The organism is Alteromonas sp. W364 (assembly GCF_031846205.1).
GTDB classification, from domain to species: domain Bacteria; phylum Pseudomonadota; class Gammaproteobacteria; order Enterobacterales; family Alteromonadaceae; genus Glaciecola; species Glaciecola blandensis.
This window is the reverse complement of record NZ_JAVRID010000002.1, coordinates 246,378-265,915: the sequence shown is the minus strand read 5'-3', so window position 1 is coordinate 265,915 and position 19,538 is coordinate 246,378. Positions and strand designations below refer to the sequence as shown.

At 42.7% G+C, this 19,538-nt stretch carries 13 protein-coding genes; 4 read left to right on the top strand and 9 right to left on the bottom strand.

Going from position 1 to position 19,538, the window contains the following annotated elements; all coding sequences use genetic code 11:
- Positions 1–109: 109 nt before the first annotated feature.
- Positions 110–3,283 (bottom strand): TonB-dependent receptor, encoded by a 3,174-nt coding sequence (locus tag RM556_RS03985; protein WP_311361955.1) that lies wholly within the window; start codon positions 3,281–3,283, stop codon positions 110–112.
- A 310-nt stretch (positions 3,284–3,593) separates the two neighbouring features.
- Here RM556_RS03985 and udk point away from each other — a divergent pair, with 310 nt between their 5' ends.
- From udk to RM556_RS03970, 3 genes are all read left to right on the top strand, one after another.
- Complete coding sequence (udk, locus tag RM556_RS03980) at positions 3,594–4,223, top strand: uridine kinase (RefSeq protein WP_311361954.1); 630 nt, start codon at positions 3,594–3,596, stop codon at positions 4,221–4,223.
- Positions 4,224–4,305: 82 nt separating this feature from the next.
- Complete coding sequence (locus tag RM556_RS03975) at positions 4,306–5,523, top strand: NupC/NupG family nucleoside CNT transporter (protein ID WP_311361953.1); 1,218 nt, start codon at positions 4,306–4,308, stop codon at positions 5,521–5,523.
- A 42-nt stretch (positions 5,524–5,565) separates the two neighbouring features.
- A complete protein-coding gene (locus RM556_RS03970) occupies positions 5,566–6,405 on the top strand; it encodes a 2OG-Fe(II) oxygenase family protein (protein ID WP_311361952.1) in 840 nt (279 codons plus the stop codon).
- Positions 6,406–6,479: 74 nt separating this feature from the next.
- On the opposite strand, the gene RM556_RS03965 is transcribed toward RM556_RS03970, so the two are convergent.
- From RM556_RS03965 to RM556_RS03945, 5 genes are all read right to left on the bottom strand, one after another.
- Positions 6,480–7,625, bottom strand: coding sequence for a tetratricopeptide repeat protein (locus RM556_RS03965; protein ID WP_311373900.1), 1,146 nt, complete (start codon positions 7,623–7,625; stop codon positions 6,480–6,482).
- A 147-nt stretch (positions 7,626–7,772) separates the two neighbouring features.
- Positions 7,773–8,489, bottom strand: coding sequence for a 3'-5' exonuclease (locus RM556_RS03960; RefSeq protein ID WP_311361950.1), 717 nt, complete (start codon positions 8,487–8,489; stop codon positions 7,773–7,775).
- Positions 8,489–10,321 carry a DUF294 nucleotidyltransferase-like domain-containing protein gene (locus tag RM556_RS03955; RefSeq protein WP_311373899.1) on the bottom strand — a complete coding sequence of 611 codons (1,833 nt, stop codon included), beginning with the start codon at positions 10,319–10,321 and terminating at the stop codon, positions 8,489–8,491. Before RM556_RS03955 ends, RM556_RS03960 begins: the two co-directional genes overlap by 1 nt.
- Before the next feature lie 206 nt (positions 10,322–10,527).
- Complete coding sequence (locus RM556_RS03950; protein ID WP_311361948.1) at positions 10,528–12,231, bottom strand: sodium:solute symporter family protein; 1,704 nt, start codon at positions 12,229–12,231, stop codon at positions 10,528–10,530.
- Positions 12,232–12,234: 3 nt separating this feature from the next.
- On the bottom strand, positions 12,235–12,501 hold the full coding sequence (locus RM556_RS03945) for a DUF4212 domain-containing protein (RefSeq protein ID WP_311361947.1): 267 nt from the start codon (positions 12,499–12,501) through the stop codon (positions 12,235–12,237).
- 256 nt (positions 12,502–12,757) lie between these two features.
- Here RM556_RS03945 and RM556_RS03940 point away from each other — a divergent pair, with 256 nt between their 5' ends.
- Positions 12,758–16,189 (top strand): PAS-domain containing protein, encoded by a 3,432-nt coding sequence (locus RM556_RS03940; RefSeq protein WP_311361946.1) that lies wholly within the window; start codon positions 12,758–12,760, stop codon positions 16,187–16,189.
- A gap of 17 nt (positions 16,190–16,206) precedes the next feature.
- Here the strand turns inward: RM556_RS03940 and RM556_RS03935 are convergent, their stop codons facing one another.
- The 3 genes from RM556_RS03935 to acs all read right to left on the bottom strand — a co-directional run bounded on the left by RM556_RS03935 (position 16,207) and on the right by acs (position 19,534).
- Complete coding sequence (locus RM556_RS03935) at positions 16,207–16,836, bottom strand: hypothetical protein (RefSeq protein WP_311373898.1); 630 nt, start codon at positions 16,834–16,836, stop codon at positions 16,207–16,209.
- Positions 16,837–16,934: 98 nt separating this feature from the next.
- Positions 16,935–17,579 (bottom strand): response regulator transcription factor, encoded by a 645-nt coding sequence (locus RM556_RS03930; protein ID WP_311361944.1) that lies wholly within the window; start codon positions 17,577–17,579, stop codon positions 16,935–16,937.
- Between the two features lie 11 nt (positions 17,580–17,590).
- Positions 17,591–19,534, bottom strand: coding sequence for an acetate--CoA ligase (acs, locus tag RM556_RS03925; RefSeq protein ID WP_311373897.1), 1,944 nt, complete (start codon positions 19,532–19,534; stop codon positions 17,591–17,593).
- Positions 19,535–19,538 lie beyond the last annotated feature (4 nt).

Sequence of the window (19,538 nt, the reverse complement as noted above, 5' to 3'; positions counted from 1 at the left end):
CACTTCTCGTTCATTAAGCATAAAAAAAACCTAGGTCATAACAACCTAGGTTTTTTTGTGTCTTTCTAAAGCGATGCATTAGGTCACATCGCTATTGAATTACTTCAAATTAGAAAGTGTATTTCACACCGACTCGGATAGAGTAAGTAGATGAACTGCTGAAGATAGACTGTCCACGGTCACCATCAAAGTTGGTGTATGTGTAAGTACCATCGTCATTGATAACCGCATCAACTACTGGCGAGTTGAATTCAAAAGGAACTTGACGTAGCACGCCCCAGTTGCTGTTCAACAAGTTACCGAAGTTACGGATTGCAACATAAACTTCACCTTTGTGACCTTCCATGAAACCAGGGATTTGTTGAGAAACACGTAAATCTACGCGGCTCCACCAATCACTGTTCTGAGAGTTACGAGGTAAAATAGAACCACGCTTGCTCTCTAAACCAGCTTCTTCAATAAAGGTATTGAAAGCAGCTAGGTCGAAGTCAGGGCCGTAGTTTACGAACTGATCATCTTCAGTTGGTATATACAACAAGTTACGGTCTTCAAATGATCTTTCATCACCAAAACCAGGGTCATTGTCGAAGGTATAGCTGTATGCTCTACCAGACTGACGTGAACCGAATAATGTGAAACGAGTGTCTAAACCGTCAATGAACTGAGTAACGTAGCTAAGATTCAAAGTGAATCTGTGCTCAGTTTCATAGTTTGAAGTCGCAATACCTGGCTCTAGCAAATCAGAAACAGACAAGTTACCGAAGTTGGAACTTGCTGTTGAGCTGTTCATTGGGCTACCGTCGTTAATGTTTTGGAAAGCATAACCAACAGTACCTTTGAAGCCATTGTCGAAACGCTTAGTTGCGAAGGTTGAAACAACCAAAGCATCGCCGTTATCGTCAGCATTTGTTAGGTAGTAATCAGTACCAGAACGTCCACAACGACTGATGTCACCGCCAGTTTGACAATCTGCATCAAACGCATCGAAATCTCTGTAGATTGGACGACCATCTGGTGCACGACCATTTGGTACAACGTTCAATGGAATGGTCTTAGCGCTGTCTTTATAACGTGAGTAAATCACGTCTAAGCCAACTAACACGTCATTTTCAAATGAATGTTGAGTACCTAAGTTAAATTTCCAGATTGCTGGTACGTCAAAATCAGCATCCAATGCGTTTACCGCACCGTCACCACCTGTTAGACCAGCAACACTTAGTGCAGGTAGCTCAAACAAGAAGTTTGCAGTGTTAGAACCGTCTAATGCAGCTAATTCAGCAGCAGTGTTACCACTTTCACGCTCAATAGATGATGCTAAGATGCTTACACCATTGTTTGAATAGTTGTTAGACAACCATACATTTGGATTACCACCAGCGAATAAACCACCGCCACCATATACGAAGGTGTCAGAGCTTACGATGTAGTTGAAACCGATACGAGGCTGTAGCAAAGTCATATCAGGCGCTTCTGCGTTAGTGAAACCGTAACGGTCTTCAAAACGTGGGTTAGCAATTGGTGTATCACCAGAGCTCCAGCTGTCTAAACGTAGGCCGTAAGTTAGCGTTAGGTCATCAGTCACAAACCATTTGTCTTGCGCATAAACAGTGGTGTTTTTGAATGTAAATGCAGCTGCACCATCATTTGCGTCAAGTGACGCTGGGATAGCGTAATCAATTTCGCTAGCTAATTGATTTCTGAAGTTGTCGATACCATCAAAAACGAAGACACCTTGGCTACCAGGAACGAATAAGTTGAATACTTCTGTTGCTTGGTATTCAAAACCAGCTGTAAATTCATGGTCGCCCATGATGTATTTAGCAGCAATTTTCGCATTAGTCGTATCGTAGTTCAAAATGTTTGCTTGACGGAAACGGTCAGCACCTAAGAAGATGTCGTTACCATTGTACGCGTCTTCGATTTGAACATCACCAAAGCTAGCATCTGAAGTGAAAGGCTTTTGACCATTTTTCACTTCTGAACTTGCTAAACGAACTTCAGTTGAGAAATCGTTTGTCCAGTTACTATAAACAGAAGCTACCATTGTAGTAAGTTCGTTTGCTCTTTGGTAGTAACGGTCGTTAAATGCATAGCTAGATCTGCCAGCACCTGTAGAACTAATAGTGTTACCGTCAGTATTTTGGTAAGTCAAAGTAGCACGGTGGTCATCGTTGATGTACCAAGACAACTTAACAAGTACTTTTTCTTCACTTTCGTCTGCAGACGTAAGGATGTCACCAACCTGGTAACCGTACACGTCTTGAGCAATTTGACGAACTTCTTCAAGGTTAGCAACAGTTAGGCCTTGGATTGGTGATGCAAAACCAGCACCTTCTGGACCGTTGTTGAATAATTGAGTTGGTTCATGCTTTTCGAAAGCACCGAAGATAAATAGTTTATCTTTAATGATTGGTGCACCAACAGTGAAGCCATAACGCATTTCATCAAATGGTGCTACTTCAAAAGAATCACCTTCGATCGTGTTACCTTGTAAGTCTTCATTAGTGTAATCAACGAATACTGAACCGAAAACGTCGTTTGCACCTTCAAGGATTGCCGCATTGATTGCACAACCTGTAAAGCCACCATAAGTTACGTCAAACGGAGCAAGTTGAACTTCAACCTGGTTGATTGCGTCGAATGGGAAAGGTAAACGCTCAGTTGGGTAACCGTTACCATTCAAACCAAAGTTATCATTTTGTTGAACACCGTCTACAGTGATTGTATTACCGCGGTTGTTACCACCGGCACACTGGATAGCGTTAGAGTTCGTTGAATCGATTGTGATACGTGGATCGTTCTGAAGAACATCCTTGATGTCACGGTCAACAGAAGGTTGGAATTGCAAATCGTCAAAACCATAGTTTGAAGATGGACCTACTGTCTCGGTAATCAAACCGCTCGCAGAGCCTGTTACAACAATTCTTTCTACATCAGAGGCTGGTACCAAGCTGATAGTTACTTCTGATGATTCACCTAGGTTTAGGTAAATATCTTCAATTGTTCTTGAACCTTCGCTCTCAGCAACAATCAAAGTGTACGGACCACCGATGCTCAAACCGCGAGCATTGAATGTACCGTTAGCTGTTGTTTCAAGTGTTCTTGCAACACCAGTACGTGTGTCGATCAGTGTTACAGTCGCGCCTGACAAAATTTCACCAGTTTGAGTCGTTACGGTTCCACGTAACGCTGATGAAGTTTCTTGAGCCATAGCAGCGGTTGATAAGCCAACTGATACCGCAACTGCTAGTGCAATGCGATTCAATTTCATCTTAGCAAACATATTTTAATCCCTATGTTGGTTTAGTTGAGTATTTTTTGCGGTGTGATTGTCTTAGTCTTGTGTTTCAGTTTTATGACACTGTACGTTTCTTTGACGTATTTTTACTAAAATTTCACGTTTCAAAGCAAAAAAGCAATAATTGCTGATTTATTATAAACTATTTATATAAAATATCGCCAGTTTTATGACAGTTAGATGCATTATCTCAACAAGTTGTTGAAAACAGCGGCTTTCAACCTCATAGAAATTGATTGAGAGGGCTTGAAGAGGTATTCTATGCAGAATTATATCTTCGGTCCGAATTCGATTCATGCAAAAGCCTATTATCCTTGCAATCTCCGGAGCTTCTGGCTCTGGTAAATCTTTGTTTACACAAAACCTTGCGCTAAAACTCAGTCAACACGAACGCGACGTGTTGGTGTTGCAAGAAGATCATTACTACAAAGCCCAAGACCATATTCCTATCGAAGATAGAGCCAAAACAAATTACGATCACCCTGATGCGTTTGAACACGATTTGCTCAATCAACACCTCCAAGAGCTAAATGCAGGCAATAGCATCGAATATCCCAGCTATTGTTATGTGACCCATACCCGTTTACCCGATTTTGACGTAGTTAGCCCGTCACCCATTATTATTATTGAAGGCATCATGCTGTTGACCCAAATTCAACTGTTTGATCAATTTGACATTAAAGTCTTTGTCGACACTCCTTTAGATGTATGTCTTATGCGCCGAATGCTGCGTGACACCCAGGAGCGGGGCCGTACTATCAATTCAGTGGCAAAACAATATGAAGATACGGTAAAACCGATGTATCATAAATTTATTGAGCCAAGTAAAACCTTTGCCGATCTCATTGTGCCGCATGGAGGTGAAAATCACCTTGCTGTTGATGTACTCAGCACATATTTGCTTGAAGGCAAAAGCCCAATTTAAATGAGCATGGAATCTCGCAGCAATGGCACAAAAAAAACGCTGTTGTTAAGTAATAATAAGAATAAAAATAAGTGAAAATATTATGACAGGATTACTCGGCATTGCATTTTTAATAGGCATTGCAATACTTTTCTCCTCTTCTAGAAAGAGTATTAATTGGCGAACGGTGGGTGGTGCATTTGCCATACAAGCTGCCTTGGGTGCCTTCATATTATATTCTTCTTGGGGAATTAGGTTCTTAAACAACCTCACTCAATATGTTGCCAATATCATTTCATACAGTGCGGACGGCATTCGTTTTTTATTCGGTGGACTAACAGAAAACGATTCGCTCGGGTTTATCTTTGCAATAAACGTGTTGCCAGTCATCATATTCTTCTCATCACTGATAGCGGTTTTATATCACCTCGGCATTATGTCTTACATCATCAGGATCATCGGTGGCACATTGCAGAAGGTGCTGGGTACGAGTCGCCCTGAATCAATGTCGGCTGCAGCCAATATATTTGTAGGCCAAACTGAAGCTCCGCTTATTATAAAACCCTTCCTGCCGACAATGACGCGTTCAGAATTATTTGCAGTTATGGTAGGCGGACTTGCCTCTATAGCAGGCTCAATCATGGCAGGTTATGCCGGCTTAGGTGTAGAATTAAAATACTTGTTGGCAGCTAGCTTTATGGCTGCGCCTGGGGGATTGTTGATGGCCAAGTTACTAGAGCCGGAAACAGACAAAACCAACGAAACCTTGACTGACGTCAAATCCGATAACGAAGAATATGCTAATGTGTTCGACGCTGCTGCTAGCGGCGCCGCTTCCGGCCTAAAACTCGCCGTTAACGTGGGTGCTATGCTACTCGCATTCATCGCACTTATAGCTTTATTAAACGGCATGTTGGGTGGTATCGGTGCGGTGTTTAATCAAGAAGATTTAACTATCCAATTGATACTGGGATATATCTTCCAGCCAGTTGCATGGTTAATTGGCGTGCCTTGGAGCGAAGCAAATTTAGCGGGCAGTTTCATTGGCCAAAAAATTGTAGTGAACGAGTTTGTTGCTTACCTCGACTTTATGGGGGCCGTTGACCAACTGTCACCTGTATCGCAAGGTATCATTACCTTTGCTTTGTGTGGTTTTGCAAACTTGTCTTCAATCGCTATTCTTATGGGTGGAATTGGCGCCTTAGCCCCAACGAGACGCAAAGAAATTGCGCAATTGGGCTTAAAAGCAGTGCTAGCTGCAACCTTAGCCAACTTAATGAGCGCGAGCTTAGCTGGTATATTTATCTCGCTGAGCTTGTAAAGCGCTAACGATCATACACGACAGAAATAGGTTACTACGTAAATGAAATTAGAAGCTGTTGATTTTACTGCACCAGACGCACCGCAAAAGTTTGTTGAGTCTTTAAGACAAACGGGTTTTGGTGTGTTGAAAAACCATCCGATCAAGCAACAGAGCGTTGCTGATATCTACAAACATTGGGAAGCGTTTTTCAACTCAGACGAGAAACAAGACTACCTCTACAATAAAGGCACTCAAGATGGTTTCTTTCCGCAAAGTGTGTCGGAAGTAGCCAAAGGCTTTAAAAAGAAAGATATCAAAGAATACTATCACTTCTACCCTTGGGGTCAGTGTCCAAGTGCGTTGAAGGAAGAATTAGATAGCTATTATAAGAATACATCTGATTTGGCTGCCGAATTACTCAACTGGATTGAACAAGAGTCACCAGAAGAGGTGAGTAAACACTACAGCATGCCTTTGTCAGAAATGATCAATGGTAGCGACCAGACCTTGCTTCGCGTCCTGCATTATCCGCCGCTAGCGGGTGATGAAGAGTTAGATGCCATTCGAGCGGCTGCTCATGAAGACATTAATTTAATTACTATCTTACCAGCTGCCAATGAACCGGGGCTTCAAGTAAAAGCAATGGATGGCTCTTGGTTAGATGTCCCCTGTGATTTTGGTAATTTAATTGTGAACATTGGTGACATGCTTCAGGAAGCATCGGGTCATCACTTTCCGTCAACGACCCATCGCGTGATCAATCCAGAAGGCACCGATGCGAGTAAGGCAAGAATATCGCTTCCTTTATTCTTGCACCCACGTCCCGATGTGAAACTATCAGAGCGCCACACTGCAGGCACTTACTTGCATGAACGACTCACCGAACTTGGTGTCATCTAGTTAGTAGCGTGATTGATAATACTTGTTGGCAAGGAAGTTGTTACTTTGCCAACAAGTCATTTGTTCACCAAGCATTAACGCATAAAGCTCGATAGTGCCGACAATTTATTCTCATAAACTTCAGCCAATTCGCTGCGTCCCGCTTTCCTTTTTGCCACCTTCAGATACCTAGCCGAATTATCTAAATCACCTTTTTCGAAATAAGCCGACGCAATACCAAAATAAAATTGATGCTGATTGCGGTCTAAGCTGATCGCATTAAGGTAATGTGAAATGCTACTTTCAAAATCACCATAATCACGATCAATTTCAGCAAGCATTTGGTGATAAAACGGGTTTTCTTTTCTTTTCCGTTCTATCTCATGCCGAATATCAGATGCCCGTTTCGTTTTACCCTGCAATTTGTACAAAATAGATAAGTTTTCCCAAGCAGTCAGCTGGTCATCATTAATATTGATTGCTTGCCTGTATGCCATTTCAGCTTTGTCATAATCATTTGCGAGCCGATACAAATAGCCTAAGTTAACCCAAGTGCCAGCATGAGTAGGGTTATTCACTACCGAGGCTCTAAAATAAGCATAAGCTTTATCGAGATCGTTCTCTAATAGGGCGTCTGCCCCCTTATTGTTGTAGAACATCGATAAAACAACAGATTCATCTACAGGTTCAGCAGGAAACTTTTTCGCGCTGATTTCAGAGTCAAAGTCCACGACAAAGGTATTATTAAAAAGCGTTTGTATACCCACTTTGGTACTTGGTTTTATGCGCAAATTGATATGTCCATTAAGCATTGAATAGCCACTGCGCCTGGTCCAGTACTCTGGTATATCAACGACTTGGAAATAGCTATCTAAGCCTGCATGTTTGGCCATTGCATAGGTCATAATGGATAAGGACAAACAATTCGCTTTCGCGCGTTGGAAGGTCACACTGGCGGTCGTATTCGCGTCAGACGCATAGTTCATGCTCAGGTCCGTACGTTCAAATACCGCTTTGATAAAACGGCGTATTTTCGCCTCTTCAGTTCTTAGCCCACGTCCTTGCCTATCAATAAACGCAATCGCAGCCTCATCAAGATAGAAAATTTGTTCGCGGGTTTCTATAGGATACGCTTGAAATGACGGGAATAAATCATCTGACAATAATGACGTCGCCGGCATTAACTCAGCGGATGAATTACTTGGGGTTGTGGCACAAGCGCTTAATATGGAAATCATCATAAGGCAAAGCAAGTGCTTAACACAATTTTTGAGCTTGCAGATAATCAACATCTTTCACCTCTCTTCCATTGTCGTTCACAATGAACACCTTTAAGAATAGCTTAAAAAAGAAGCAAAAGCAGTAGAAAGCGGAAAACCTGGGCTTTGTTAGGTGGAAACGGCAGCATGCCCTATTGTAAAAACGTTGAACGCTTTAGTTTGAAGTAAATCACGAATAGTCACCGAGTTAACTTTATCGAGTTGATATAATTGAGAAAATGCTAGAGTAAGTGTTGCTAAAGCATCATCCAAGGCATTATGGTTTGGGGCTGAAGGTAATTGATGGCGAAGTCTACATTGCTCTAAGGTCAAGGCATTTTGCTTTACCATATCCTGAGATTTATTTAAAAAATACATTTCAAGCAACATGGTATCCAAGGTCGTTATTTGGGTTTTCGGTAAGTTGAGTGCATCTGCAACTCGCGCGATAACTTGCATATCTAAACTCGCGTTGTGCAAGACCCAAATGTGCGACTCAGCCAATGTTTTCAGTTGCTCGACAGCAGAGGCAATATGCTCGCCTTGCGCTAAGTCTTTCGCTGTAAGGCCATGGATGACCGGACTCTGTGCCAAGTCACCAGATGCTCGAATCACCTTGTAAAAAGCAGTGGATAAATCAACTTGCTGAGACTTTCCTTGCAACCAACCAATCGAAGTGATTTTGGCAACCTGAGTATCGAGACTCGTTAATTCTAGATCTATCGATAAAAACGGAGTGTCTGCCAGAGCGCAGCTTTTCCATTCTTCAGGTACCGCTTGCTTGCTTTTCAAGATCTTAGATGCAAAAGAATGACGTCCAAACAGTTTACCGAATGCAGAAGGCATTAACCAATCCCCCCGCTATATTTTAATACAGCCGCTTGCTGCGCGCGATGAATCGCCTGAAATGCGGCCTTTAGTTGATGCTTCTCAATTGATGACAGGTCGCTAATACGAATAAAGTTATCTTGTACTTTATTGTTCAATTGATGACGCCATCGTAAACGATTCAAGAATAACCAAATGTCTTTTAGATTTTTAATATCAGTGCTAGCAATACCGCAATCACTGGGTAAACTTTCTAGTCTTGCGATCGTCCCTGGCAGCGTAATTTCATTTGCTAAGGCGTGGATCCTGACCAAGTTATTTATAATCGCAATCGCTGTATGCTTAAGGTCAATACTGTCTTTCTCTTTCCTATTCTTAGTGTAAACAAACTTTTGAAACATCGACAAAGGTACCGAGCTTTCATTCGCTTGCCTGGCTAATGCAGCTAAAAACATAGACTGTTTAAACAGAGACTTACGCTCACTCTGCAAGCGCTTAAATAGACTACTATCCCCTGCTGCAGCCCTTGCATCTAGGAAGATATTAAATGCTAACATTGCTTCTGGCGTCGGTTGACGCACCCATATCTTAGACTGCTCAATAGCAGCATCAAGAGACTGGCGTAACTCAGGATTCGACGCCATGATATTACCATCGCATAGCTTAATGCCGCATTTGCCTAAGCCAAGACAGACATATTCAGCCATTTTCTCAAAGTATTCAGCTTCTTCTGAATTGGGCTCTCGAGCTAACAATAAAGCATTGTCCTGGTCCGAGCCCATGGTTTGGTCTTCACGGGCTTGAGAACCATAAACTAACCAACAGTAAGGCATTGGTGCTTGCCCATGCTGCTGCTGAAAAAAAGTAATGAGTTTACGTGTCATGACATCAGTGGCTTGGGAAAGCACCTTACCAACAATATCAAAGTCGCCGGGACGTTTTGCGCTCGACGCAAAGTAATGTGGCAATTGCCATGAGCAGCGCGTTAACTCGTACAAGTTGTTCGCTTTCGAAATATCACTAATAACGAAAAGTACGTTATTACGTTGTTGCTTGAAAATATCTGTTGCGGTAATCATCCCAACCGGTGCATTGGTGACCTCATCTAGCACAGGTAAGTGATTGATGGACTTCTCATTCATCAAGGCAACAGCGTCGAATAGCGTTTTATTTTTGGTTAAATAAGCGGGTTTTTCCGTCATAATTTGTTTAACCGGAAGTTGCATATTCATACCAACCGCAACAACACGATTTCGTAGATCTCTATCAGTGACGATACCAATTAAATCGTTTTCTTCAATGATCAGCACTGACGAAATCCGCATTTGACTCATCAGGGCCGCAGCACTCTGAATCGAATCTGTTTGACTGACCGTAATTGGCAAGGTTTCAGCCACCTCATACAGCGGTTTATGCAACCACATAGAGTTGGAATCACTCACGGCATCATGCTGCAATACATCATCTTTTGCCGCATTGAAAAATTGGCTGATCTTAGGATGTGACATCGCAATATCGAAAGCTGCTTTAGGTATACAGAGAACCAAACCCGGACTATCAACAGTTAAATCGAGCTTGTAACTGACTTCATCGAGCAAGGCTGCATAGCCAAAATAGTCACCGTCACTTAAGTGCTTCAAGGCACCATCGCTGTCCTTTACCGAAAACTGACCACTTTGTATAAGATAGAGTGAGTCACTATGCGTAGACAACATTTCATCTTGATTTTCAGCCGCTAGATAAATGATCGAACTTTGCTTTGCGATTTGATTCAAGCGCTCTTCATCAAGTAAATCAAATGGACCTGATTCCTTCAAAAAGTCAGTGACCTGTTGCGGTACAGCCGTCATGGTAACTCCTATATGCTAGAAAAATAGCTAATTTGATTATGCCCTACATACTTCACAGCTTATTGATAAATATCAATAAGCATCCATTAAGCTCTGATGCCTTGCGGCTAAGCTGTGTTTATTTTCTTTCTTGTTTAGTATTTTCAACGAGTAAAATTAAAAAGCCCAGCATAGCTGGGCTTTTGTGTTTTAGCTTCTAGTGAAACTTAGTGACCTGATGCTTCACCTGCCCCTTTCGGGAAGCGGATGCTTTCTACAAGGTCTTGAATTTCTTGTGGGGCTTCATCAGTCATTTTGAATACACCGTATGCTACGGCGAAGTTAATCACCATACCCACTGTACCAATACCTTCTGGTGAAATACCGAACAACCAATTCTCAGTTTTATTCATTTCAGGGCTAACAAACTTGAAGTAAATAATATATGCCGCAGTGAAAGTAATACCAGTCACCATCCCTGCAATTGCACCTTTATCATTCATACGTTTGCTGAAGATACCCATAATGATTACTGGGAAGAAACTTGATGCAGCTAAACCGAACGCAAAGGCAACGATAGCGGCAACAAAATCTGGCGGATGAACTCCAAAGTAACCGGCTATCAGAATAGCCACCGCTGCTGCAACACGCGCCGAGAGTAACTCTTGCTTGTCGGAAATATCCGGCATTAAGTTCTTCTTCAACAAGTCATGCGAGACAGAGGACGAAATAACCAAGAGTAAACCAGCCGACGTTGACAAGGCCGCTGCAACACCACCAGCAGCAACAAGAGCAATTACCCATGCTGGCAGGTTAGCAATTTCAGGGTTAGCCAATACCATAATGTCACGGTCAATTGTCATCTCGTTGCGTTCATCACCCGAGTAGAACATTTTGCCGTCACCGTTCTTATCGTCATGCTTGATAAGGTTGGTTTTTTCCCAATTTTTAATCCAGCTAGGTGCTTCGGCATATGATGTACCGGTTGCTTGAGGACCATTGATTGTTTCAATCATGTTCACACGAGCAAAAGCAGCTAAAGAAGGAGCAGTAGTATACAGGATAGCGATGAATGCTAATGCCCAACCCGCACTCTTACGAGCATCACGTACTTTTGGTACGGTGAAGAAACGTACAATTACATGTGGCAAACCCGCAGTACCCACCATCAATGCGAATGTGATACAGAAGATATCTAGTAGAGATTTTTTGTTTGTCGTGTATTCAGCGAATCCTAAATCAGTAGATAGTGTGTCAAGCTTATCAAGCAAGAATACCGAGCCATCGGCTAAGGTAGCACCAAAACCAGTTTGTGGTAACACGTGACCTGTCATTAGAATCGAGATAAATACCGCTGGAACAAGGTAAGCAAAAATCAACACACAGTACTGAGCTACCTGAGTATAAGTGATACCTTTCATGCCGCCCAATACAGTGTAGAAGAAAACCACACCCATACCAATCACAACACCTAACCATAATTCAACTTCTAAGAAGCGACTGAATACGACACCAACACCACGCATTTGACCAATTACGTAAGTAAAACATACGAAGATTGCACAAATAACAGCAACGGTACGTGCAGTTTGAGAATAATAGCGGTCACCGATAAAGTCTGGAACCGTGAACTTACCGAACTTCCGTAGATATGGCGCTAAACATAAAGCAAGTAGCACATAACCACCGGTCCAACCCATTAAGTACACAGCACCATCATATCCCATGAAAGAAATCAGACCGGCCATCGAAATGAAAGAAGCTGCAGACATCCAATCCGCTGCGGTTGCCATACCATTTAGTACAGGATGAACACCACCACCAGCAACATAGAAGTCATTCGTAGTTCCAGCGCGCGCCCAAATCGCGATACCGATGTAGAGTAGGAACGATGCACCTACAATTAAAAACGTTAATAGTTGTACACTCATGGCTTACTCCTCGTCCACGCCGTATTTCTTATCAAGTTGATTCATTTTCTTCATGTAGTAGAAAATGAGCACAACAAATACGTAAATTGATCCCTGTTGTGCAAACCAGAAACCTAATTTAAATCCAAAAAACTGGACTTGGTTCAGTGCATCAACGAAAATAATACCGGCGCCAAAAGAGACGACGAACCATACAATGAGAAGTTTGAATAGGAGGGATAAATTATCCTTCCAATACGCCTTCTGATCCCCTTCATTTTTAAAAGCCATCTTTGCATTCCTCAGCAAGTTAATAAGATGTAGGTGTTTAACAATTTGCTAACTTAGTGCCTAACTTGCGGTGGATTTGAGCCGTTTATTCTTATAGAAGTTGGAGCTAAATCTCTGCAAAAGGTTACATTAGCAGTGTTGTGCATACTCTATATGGTGTTAAAAAAAGGTAAAATGAGACCATGGTCTTAGTGTTCGTTGAGCACTTGTGGATTGTGATACAGTAATAAATGTTAAAAGCTTGTTAGGAATTTTTATGTCATTTGGATGGCTAGCACTGGCTCTATCGTATCTTTGCTTACTTTTTTGGATAGCAAAATGGGGGGATAGAAACACACCAACCTCACGTTGGCTGACGTCTAATCCTTTAGTCTACTCTTTGGCTTTAGGTATTTATTGTACCGCCTGGACCTTTTTTGGCGCTGTTGGCCAAGCGAGTCGAGACAATTGGTTGTATTTACCGATCCTCTTAGGTCCTGTCATTGTCTATCTGATATTTCATCGCTTCATTCGTAAGCTCGTGCTAGTGAGTAAAAAGCAACATATAAGCACGATTGCCGATTTCATTAGTGCTCGCTATGGCAAGCGACAAATTGTCGCCTTGCTAGTGACTATTATTGCACTATTAGCAACAATCCCTTATATCGCCCTGCAACTCAAAGCGATTGGTTCCATCTTTATACTTATTTCAGAAGAGCAGCACTCTCAAATCGTGATCATGATAGCGACCTTATTTATCGCTGTTTTCGCGATGTACTTTGGAACAAAAAATACAGATGTAACAGAGTATCGACGGGGCTTGATGTTGGCTATATCATTTGAATCGTGCATCAAATTGTTAGCTTTGGTATTGGTTGCCATTGTCGGTTATCAATATTATTCCTCATCGCCCACAGCAACTCACTTGCAGAGTTTTGCAAGTGATGCAGCAATAGACACGTTCTATTCCTTTACTTTTTGGGCGCAAACTGTGATGGCAGCAGCCGCTGTCATTTGCTTACCACGTCAGTTTCATGTGGCCGTCGTTGATAACTTAAATCTAGAGCATCTCAAGCAAGCACGCTGGGTCTTCCCACTCTATTTATTGATCATTGCGATTACTATCCCGATTATTGCTGCAGCGGGTGACGCTATTTTTTCTGACTCTGAAATCAAGGCAGACAACTATGTCCTCGGTTTAGCTATGATGTCGGATTCTTTAGTCTTAGAAATAATTGTTTTCATCGGTGGGCTATCTGCTGCTACCGCTATGATCATTGTTGCGACACTTACTCTGAGCACGATGATAACAAACGATGTGGTACTGCCTAAACTACTCGAATTCACAGCCTATGTACCAGCCAATAAAATTCGCAGAATAAAGCTTTTACGCCGAGCGATTATATTTCTTATTTTGGTGCTCGCGTTTTTATATCAGCAACAAATGACAAATCAATCAAGCTTGGCTTCAATTGGTTTACTTGCCTTTTCTCTCGTTATTCATTTGCTTCCCTCTATTGTTGGCGGTCTTTATTGGAAGCAAGGGCATGCGCACGGCGTGTATGCAGGATTACTCGCGGGCATTGTTGTTTGGACCATGTGGCTTATGCTACCGGTGCTTGGAGGTGGCTCGCCTGGCGTCGACCAATCAGAAACGCTTAGTCAAGGTGCGATGGTTAGCCTGCTGGCCAACGTGATTGCTTATATTACGTTTTCACTGATCACCAAATCTCGTCTTATCGACCGTATACAAGCAGAGGCTTTTGTGTCACCTGCAGATGCCAATTCACCGATTCTCACTGTACAACCACACACAGTGACAGTAGATGACTTAAATACCCTCATTACAAAGTTTACTGGCCCTGAGAGAAGCCAACAGTTATTTGATGATTTTGCGGCGCGCAATGGCACTGAGTTGAATATGCAAGATGCGGTAGACAATGAGTTTCTCTCTTTTTGTGAGAGAGCCTTGGGCGGTGTCGTAGGTTCTTCCAGTGCAAAGGCCTTAATTGATAGTTTAGTTCGAGGCAAAAAGCTCGACATTACTGAAGTTGTGAATTTCTTCGAAGAGTCTGCGCAAGCCGTCGATTTCAATGTCAGCGCACTGATGACCTCTATAGAAAACCTAGATCAGGGCATCAGCGTAGTAGATAAAAACTTTAATTTGGTCGCGTGGAACAAACGATATATAGACCTATTTCATTTCCCCGATAGTCTCGTGCAAGTCGGGATGCCCATTGAAGATCTGATTCGCTTCAATATTGCTCATAGCAATTGCCCTCCGGGGGAATTAGAAGTCAGAGTACAAAAACGTATGGATCGCTTGAAGTCCGGTGAACCACATAAATTAACTCGTCAACGAGATGATGGCAGAGTGATTGAAGTAATTGGCAATCCAATGCCAGCAGGCGGCTTTGTTACCAGCTTTCAAGACATCACTAATCACGTAGAAATTCAACAAGCTTTAGAAGAAACAAATATTAATCTTGAGCAGCGTGTGCGCAAAAGAACCGAAGAAGTGCACTCTATTAATGCTGAACTGCGCCTAGAAATAGAACGAAGGGGTGAAGCTGAAAAAGAGCTTATCCGAGCTAGAAAAGAAGCAGAAGAGGCGAACGCAAGCAAATCTCGATTCTTAGCACTAGCTAGTCATGATGTTCTTCAACCCCTTAACGCTGCGAAACTTTATTTATCAGCGCTGCAAGAAACGAAGCTAGATAGCGATACTACGAAAATCATCAGTAAATTAAATGACTCAGTCGTCTCTAGCGAGGCCTTAATAGGCACAATCCTAGACATTTCACGTTTGGATCAAGGTGAGCTCAAACCCTTTATTGAGACCATTAATGTTGTCGAAACCTTAACGCCAATCATTAACGAAATGGGCATGAAAGCCAAAGAAAAGGGCTTGGACTTCCGTTACAAACTACAAGATGGCTGGATAAGTGCAGACCGCACATATGTTTATCGGATTATTCAAAACTTAGTTTCCAATGCTGTGAAATATACCCAAACAGGTAAGGTGTTGCTGAGTGCTCGCAAACGCGGTAATCGTATGCTTATTGAAGTGCGAGACACAGGTATCGGCATACCTACACTGCAACAAGCGGCCATTTTTAGTGATTTTTATCGGGTAGAAAACTCTAACGAACAGGGCATTGGATTGGGTTTGGGTGTGGTAAAACGTCTCACTCAGCAACTCAACTGCACCGTAAAAGTTGACTCTGTTGAAAACAAAGGAAGTTGCTTCTCAGTGATGTTTGATGCCATGGCACCACCAGAGCCTGTAGGTAAAATTGTTTCCGCAACCACATCTGTATTTACCGACTTGAGAATTTTGTGCGTTGACGACCAACAAGAAAACCTTGATGCCATGGAAACGCTATTGGCGAAATGGGGAGTCAATACTGAAACCGCGTTAAATGCTGAGCAAGCCTTAGAAAAAGCAATTGCGTTTGAACCACAGATCTTACTAGTCGACTACCAATTAGGTAAAGGTCCGGATGGCTTGGCCATTATCGAGTCAATCAGAATGGAGTTGAATATTGTCTTGCCCGCTTGCTTAGTCACTGCAAAACGAGGGGAAGACTTGATAAAAATGTGTAAAGAACAAGGGGTTAATTACCTCAACAAGCCACTAAAACCCGCGAAGCTAAGAACCTTGATTCAAAGTATGACTAAGTTTATACGTTCAGCTAAAACGCAGTAATGTGTAATTAAGACCTGCTACACAGCGGGTCTTTTTCTGCGCACGAAGCTGCGAAATAAAAGCAAAAAGCCAGTCATAGTGAACAACAATGCGCTGATTGAAAATGAGATCAGTAAGGGGTTATTGAAGTCCTCCCGTTCATCATAATCCATAATATGAAGCATCCAAACAAAATCAAACAAACGCCAGATATCACTGCGAATAGAAACTAACTCAGCACTTGTTGGTGAGAAATATAAGGTCGTGGACCAAGTATCATAAAAACGCACTTGCCACACACTTCCTGTCGCCCTGCTCGCTTCGGCTGGCGACTTTTCTAATAGTATTACTTTTTCCAACTCTGCATCACCGAGGTAGTGTTGGTAGGCAAGCTCAACTACTTGGTTTTCTGTAAGGGGTTCAAAACGTTCACCTGTCTTGGCATGAAACATATGTCGTTTGACACTCGTCTCGATTAAATAAGCTGGCTGTCCAGCAAATTGTGTATAAGCCAAGTGTTTAATTGAGCCAGCGCTACTGCTTTCAGTTTGCACTCGAGCAATCAAAGATTCAACGCTAAAAGTATAGTCACTATTGCTAAAATGGGATGGTAAAATTTTGGTAGCAAGGTGTTTTCCGTGCACTTTTTCCAATGGAGTTGCGCTCATTACAACACCACCAGCAATCCAAAACAAAATTTGAATGCCAAGTACAAGCCCAAGCCACTTATGGGCTTTTCGTATGAATCGATGAAATTTAAGCCGCATTAATTAGAGGGCGGCTCCAATTGAAGCTCGCTGGCAATCAATACCGCTTGAGTACGATTATTAATGCCCAGCTTACGAAAGATTGCTGTCACGTGCGCTTTCACTGTCGCCTCTGCAATCTCAAGGTTGTAACCAATTTGTTTATTTAATAGACCGTCACGCATGTAACACAAGACTTTGTATTGTGAAGGCGTAAGGCTAGCAACGTTTTCAGCGAGTACCGAGAAGTTTTCATCTACCTGTTCAATTTGCTGACGAAGCGCCTCTGGAACCCAAACATCGCCCTCTAACATGGCATTAACGGCATCACTGATTTCTTGTGCGCTGGCGGTTTTTGGAATAAAGCCCATAGCACCAACACCAACAACTTTGGAAATTAACGAGGTATCTTCGGTACCTGACACAACCGCAATGGGTAAATCAGAAAAGGTTTTTTGAATATGTAAAAGACCAAACAAGTCACTGCTGCCTGGCATATGAAGGTCGAGAAGTAGTAGGTCTACATCATTTTCTTCTAGTGTCTTTACGGTGGCATTTAAATCACCAGACTCAAGTATATTCAGATCACTAAACGCCATACCTAACGCCCCTTTCAGGGCGTCGCGGTATAGAGGATGGTCGTCTGCAATTAGCAGGTTTACCATACCAATTCCTTTTATTTGTTCAATCGCTCCTCGATGAGTGTATCAACAACTGACGGATCTGCCAATGTTGAAGTATCACCTAGATGCTCGTGCTCATTCGCTGCTATTTTTCGTAAAATTCGACGCATGATTTTACCCGAACGTGTTTTCGGTAAACCCTTCGTCCATTGGATCATATCAGGCGTTGCGATTGGGCTTAGCTCTGTTCTTACCCACTTACGAATTTCTGCGGTTAACTCATCATTTGCCTCAACACCCTCATTCGGTGTGACATAAACATAGATGCCTTGGCCTTTGATATCGTGAGGATAACCTACCACTGCGGCTTCCGCTACATGAGCATGTGCAACCAAGGCGCTTTCTATTTCAGCGGTACCTAAACGGTGGCCCGATACATTAAGGACATCATCCACACGTCCTGTGATCCAGAAGTAATCATCTTCGTCACGTCGACACCCGTCACCTGTAAAGTACACCCCTTCATAGGCGCTAAAATAGGTTTCGATAAAACGCTTATGATCGCCATAAACCGTTCTTGCTTGCGCCGGCCAGCTGTCTTTGATCACCAAGTTACCTTCAGCTGCACCCTCTAGTTCATTGCCTTCGGCATCAAACAACGCTGGCTGAACACCAAACATAGGACGTGTAGCTGAGCCTGGTTTCAACGCATGAACGGTCGGCATTGGGGTAATCATCATGCCACCCGTTTCTGTTTGCCACCAAGTATCAATAATTGGGCAGCGACTCTGGCCGATAGTGCGATAGTACCAATCCCATGCTTCTGGATTGATAGGCTCCCCTACCGAACCTAGGATGCGAAGTGAAGATAAATCACAGCCTTCTACAGGTTTGTCACCATGCGCCATCAAGGCACGAATGGCCGTTGGAGCGGTATATAAAGAAGTCACTTTGTACTTTTCTACTATTTGAGCAATACGACGAACGTCAGGGTAAGTCGGCACACCTTCGAAGAATACTTGCGTCGCGCCATTCGATAACGGGCCATATGCAATGTAACTGTGGCCAGTAATCCAACCAACATCGGCAGAACACCAAAATACATCTTCGTCACGATAGTCGAAGGCATATTTGAAAGTCATGGTCGTCCATAACAAATACCCGCCAGTAGTATGTACAACACCTTTAGGTTGCCCAGTAGAACCAGAGGTATAGAGAATAAATAGTGGGTCTTCTGCATTCATGACTTCTGGTTCACATTGACCAGAGCAATCTTCGGTTAATTCATGCCACCATTTGTCGACAGGGTTCATTGGTACATCACCCCCCGTCAATTTATGCACAATCACGGCTTCAATAGATGGGCAAGCGCCATTTGATAGAGCTTGGTCTACATTCGCTTTCAGCGGAACCGAACGGCCAGCGCGGCGACCTTCATCACAAGTGATCACGACCTTTGCTTGACTATCATTAATACGATCAGCGATCGCATTCGGTGAAAAGCCGCCAAAAATAACAGAGTGGACAGCACCGATGCGGGCACACGCTAACATTGCATAAGCGGCATGAGGTACCATTGGCATATACAGCGCAACACGATCGCCCTTTTTAACGCCTAATTTTTTCAAACCGTTTGCAAGCTTACATACTTCATAATGAAGCTCTTGATAAGAAACAGCTTGGCTATCTTCAGGTGAGTCACCTTCCCACAACAAAGCCGTTTTCTTTGCTCTGGTTGCTAAATGACGGTCGATACAGTTATAGCTAGCATTCAGCTCACCATCTTCAAACCACTTGATTGACAAGTTTTTAGAGTCAAACGTGGTGTTCTTGATAATCGTCGGCGTCTTGTACCAATCAAGTTGTGTCATTTGCTCTGACCAAAACGCATCTGGGTCATTCACTGACTGCTCGTACATCTCGTTATATTGCTCAGGCGTTAAATTGGTATTTTGTTTTAAGGCTTCTGGAACTGGATATAATTTTTTGGCCGACATAATC

Excerpts from the sequence above, each read along its gene's own strand:
- RM556_RS03970 (WP_311361952.1), top strand. The coding sequence starts at position 5,566 with ATGAAATTAGAAGCTGTTGATTTTACTGCACCAGACGCACCGCAAAAG.
- RM556_RS03945 (WP_311361947.1), bottom strand. The coding sequence starts at position 12,501 with ATGGCTTTTAAAAATGAAGGGGATCAGAAGGCGTATTGGAAGGATAAT.
- RM556_RS03975 (WP_311361953.1), top strand. The coding sequence starts at position 4,306 with ATGACAGGATTACTCGGCATTGCATTTTTAATAGGCATTGCAATACTT.
- RM556_RS03930 (WP_311361944.1), bottom strand. The coding sequence starts at position 17,579 with ATGGTAAACCTGCTAATTGCAGACGACCATCCTCTATACCGCGACGCC.
- acs (WP_311373897.1), bottom strand. The coding sequence starts at position 19,534 with ATGTCGGCCAAAAAATTATATCCAGTTCCAGAAGCCTTAAAACAAAAT.
- udk (WP_311361954.1), top strand. The coding sequence starts at position 3,594 with ATGCAAAAGCCTATTATCCTTGCAATCTCCGGAGCTTCTGGCTCTGGT.
- RM556_RS03955 (WP_311373899.1), bottom strand. The coding sequence starts at position 10,321 with ATGACGGCTGTACCGCAACAGGTCACTGACTTTTTGAAGGAATCAGGT.
- RM556_RS03935 (WP_311373898.1), bottom strand. The coding sequence starts at position 16,836 with ATGAGCGCAACTCCATTGGAAAAAGTGCACGGAAAACACCTTGCTACC.
- RM556_RS03940 (WP_311361946.1), top strand. The coding sequence starts at position 12,758 with ATGTCATTTGGATGGCTAGCACTGGCTCTATCGTATCTTTGCTTACTT.
- RM556_RS03965 (WP_311373900.1), bottom strand. The coding sequence starts at position 7,625 with ATGATGATTTCCATATTAAGCGCTTGTGCCACAACCCCAAGTAATTCA.
- RM556_RS03985 (WP_311361955.1), bottom strand. The coding sequence starts at position 3,283 with ATGTTTGCTAAGATGAAATTGAATCGCATTGCACTAGCAGTTGCGGTA.
- RM556_RS03950 (WP_311361948.1), bottom strand. The coding sequence starts at position 12,231 with ATGAGTGTACAACTATTAACGTTTTTAATTGTAGGTGCATCGTTCCTA.
- RM556_RS03960 (WP_311361950.1), bottom strand. The coding sequence starts at position 8,489 with ATGCCTTCTGCATTCGGTAAACTGTTTGGACGTCATTCTTTTGCATCT.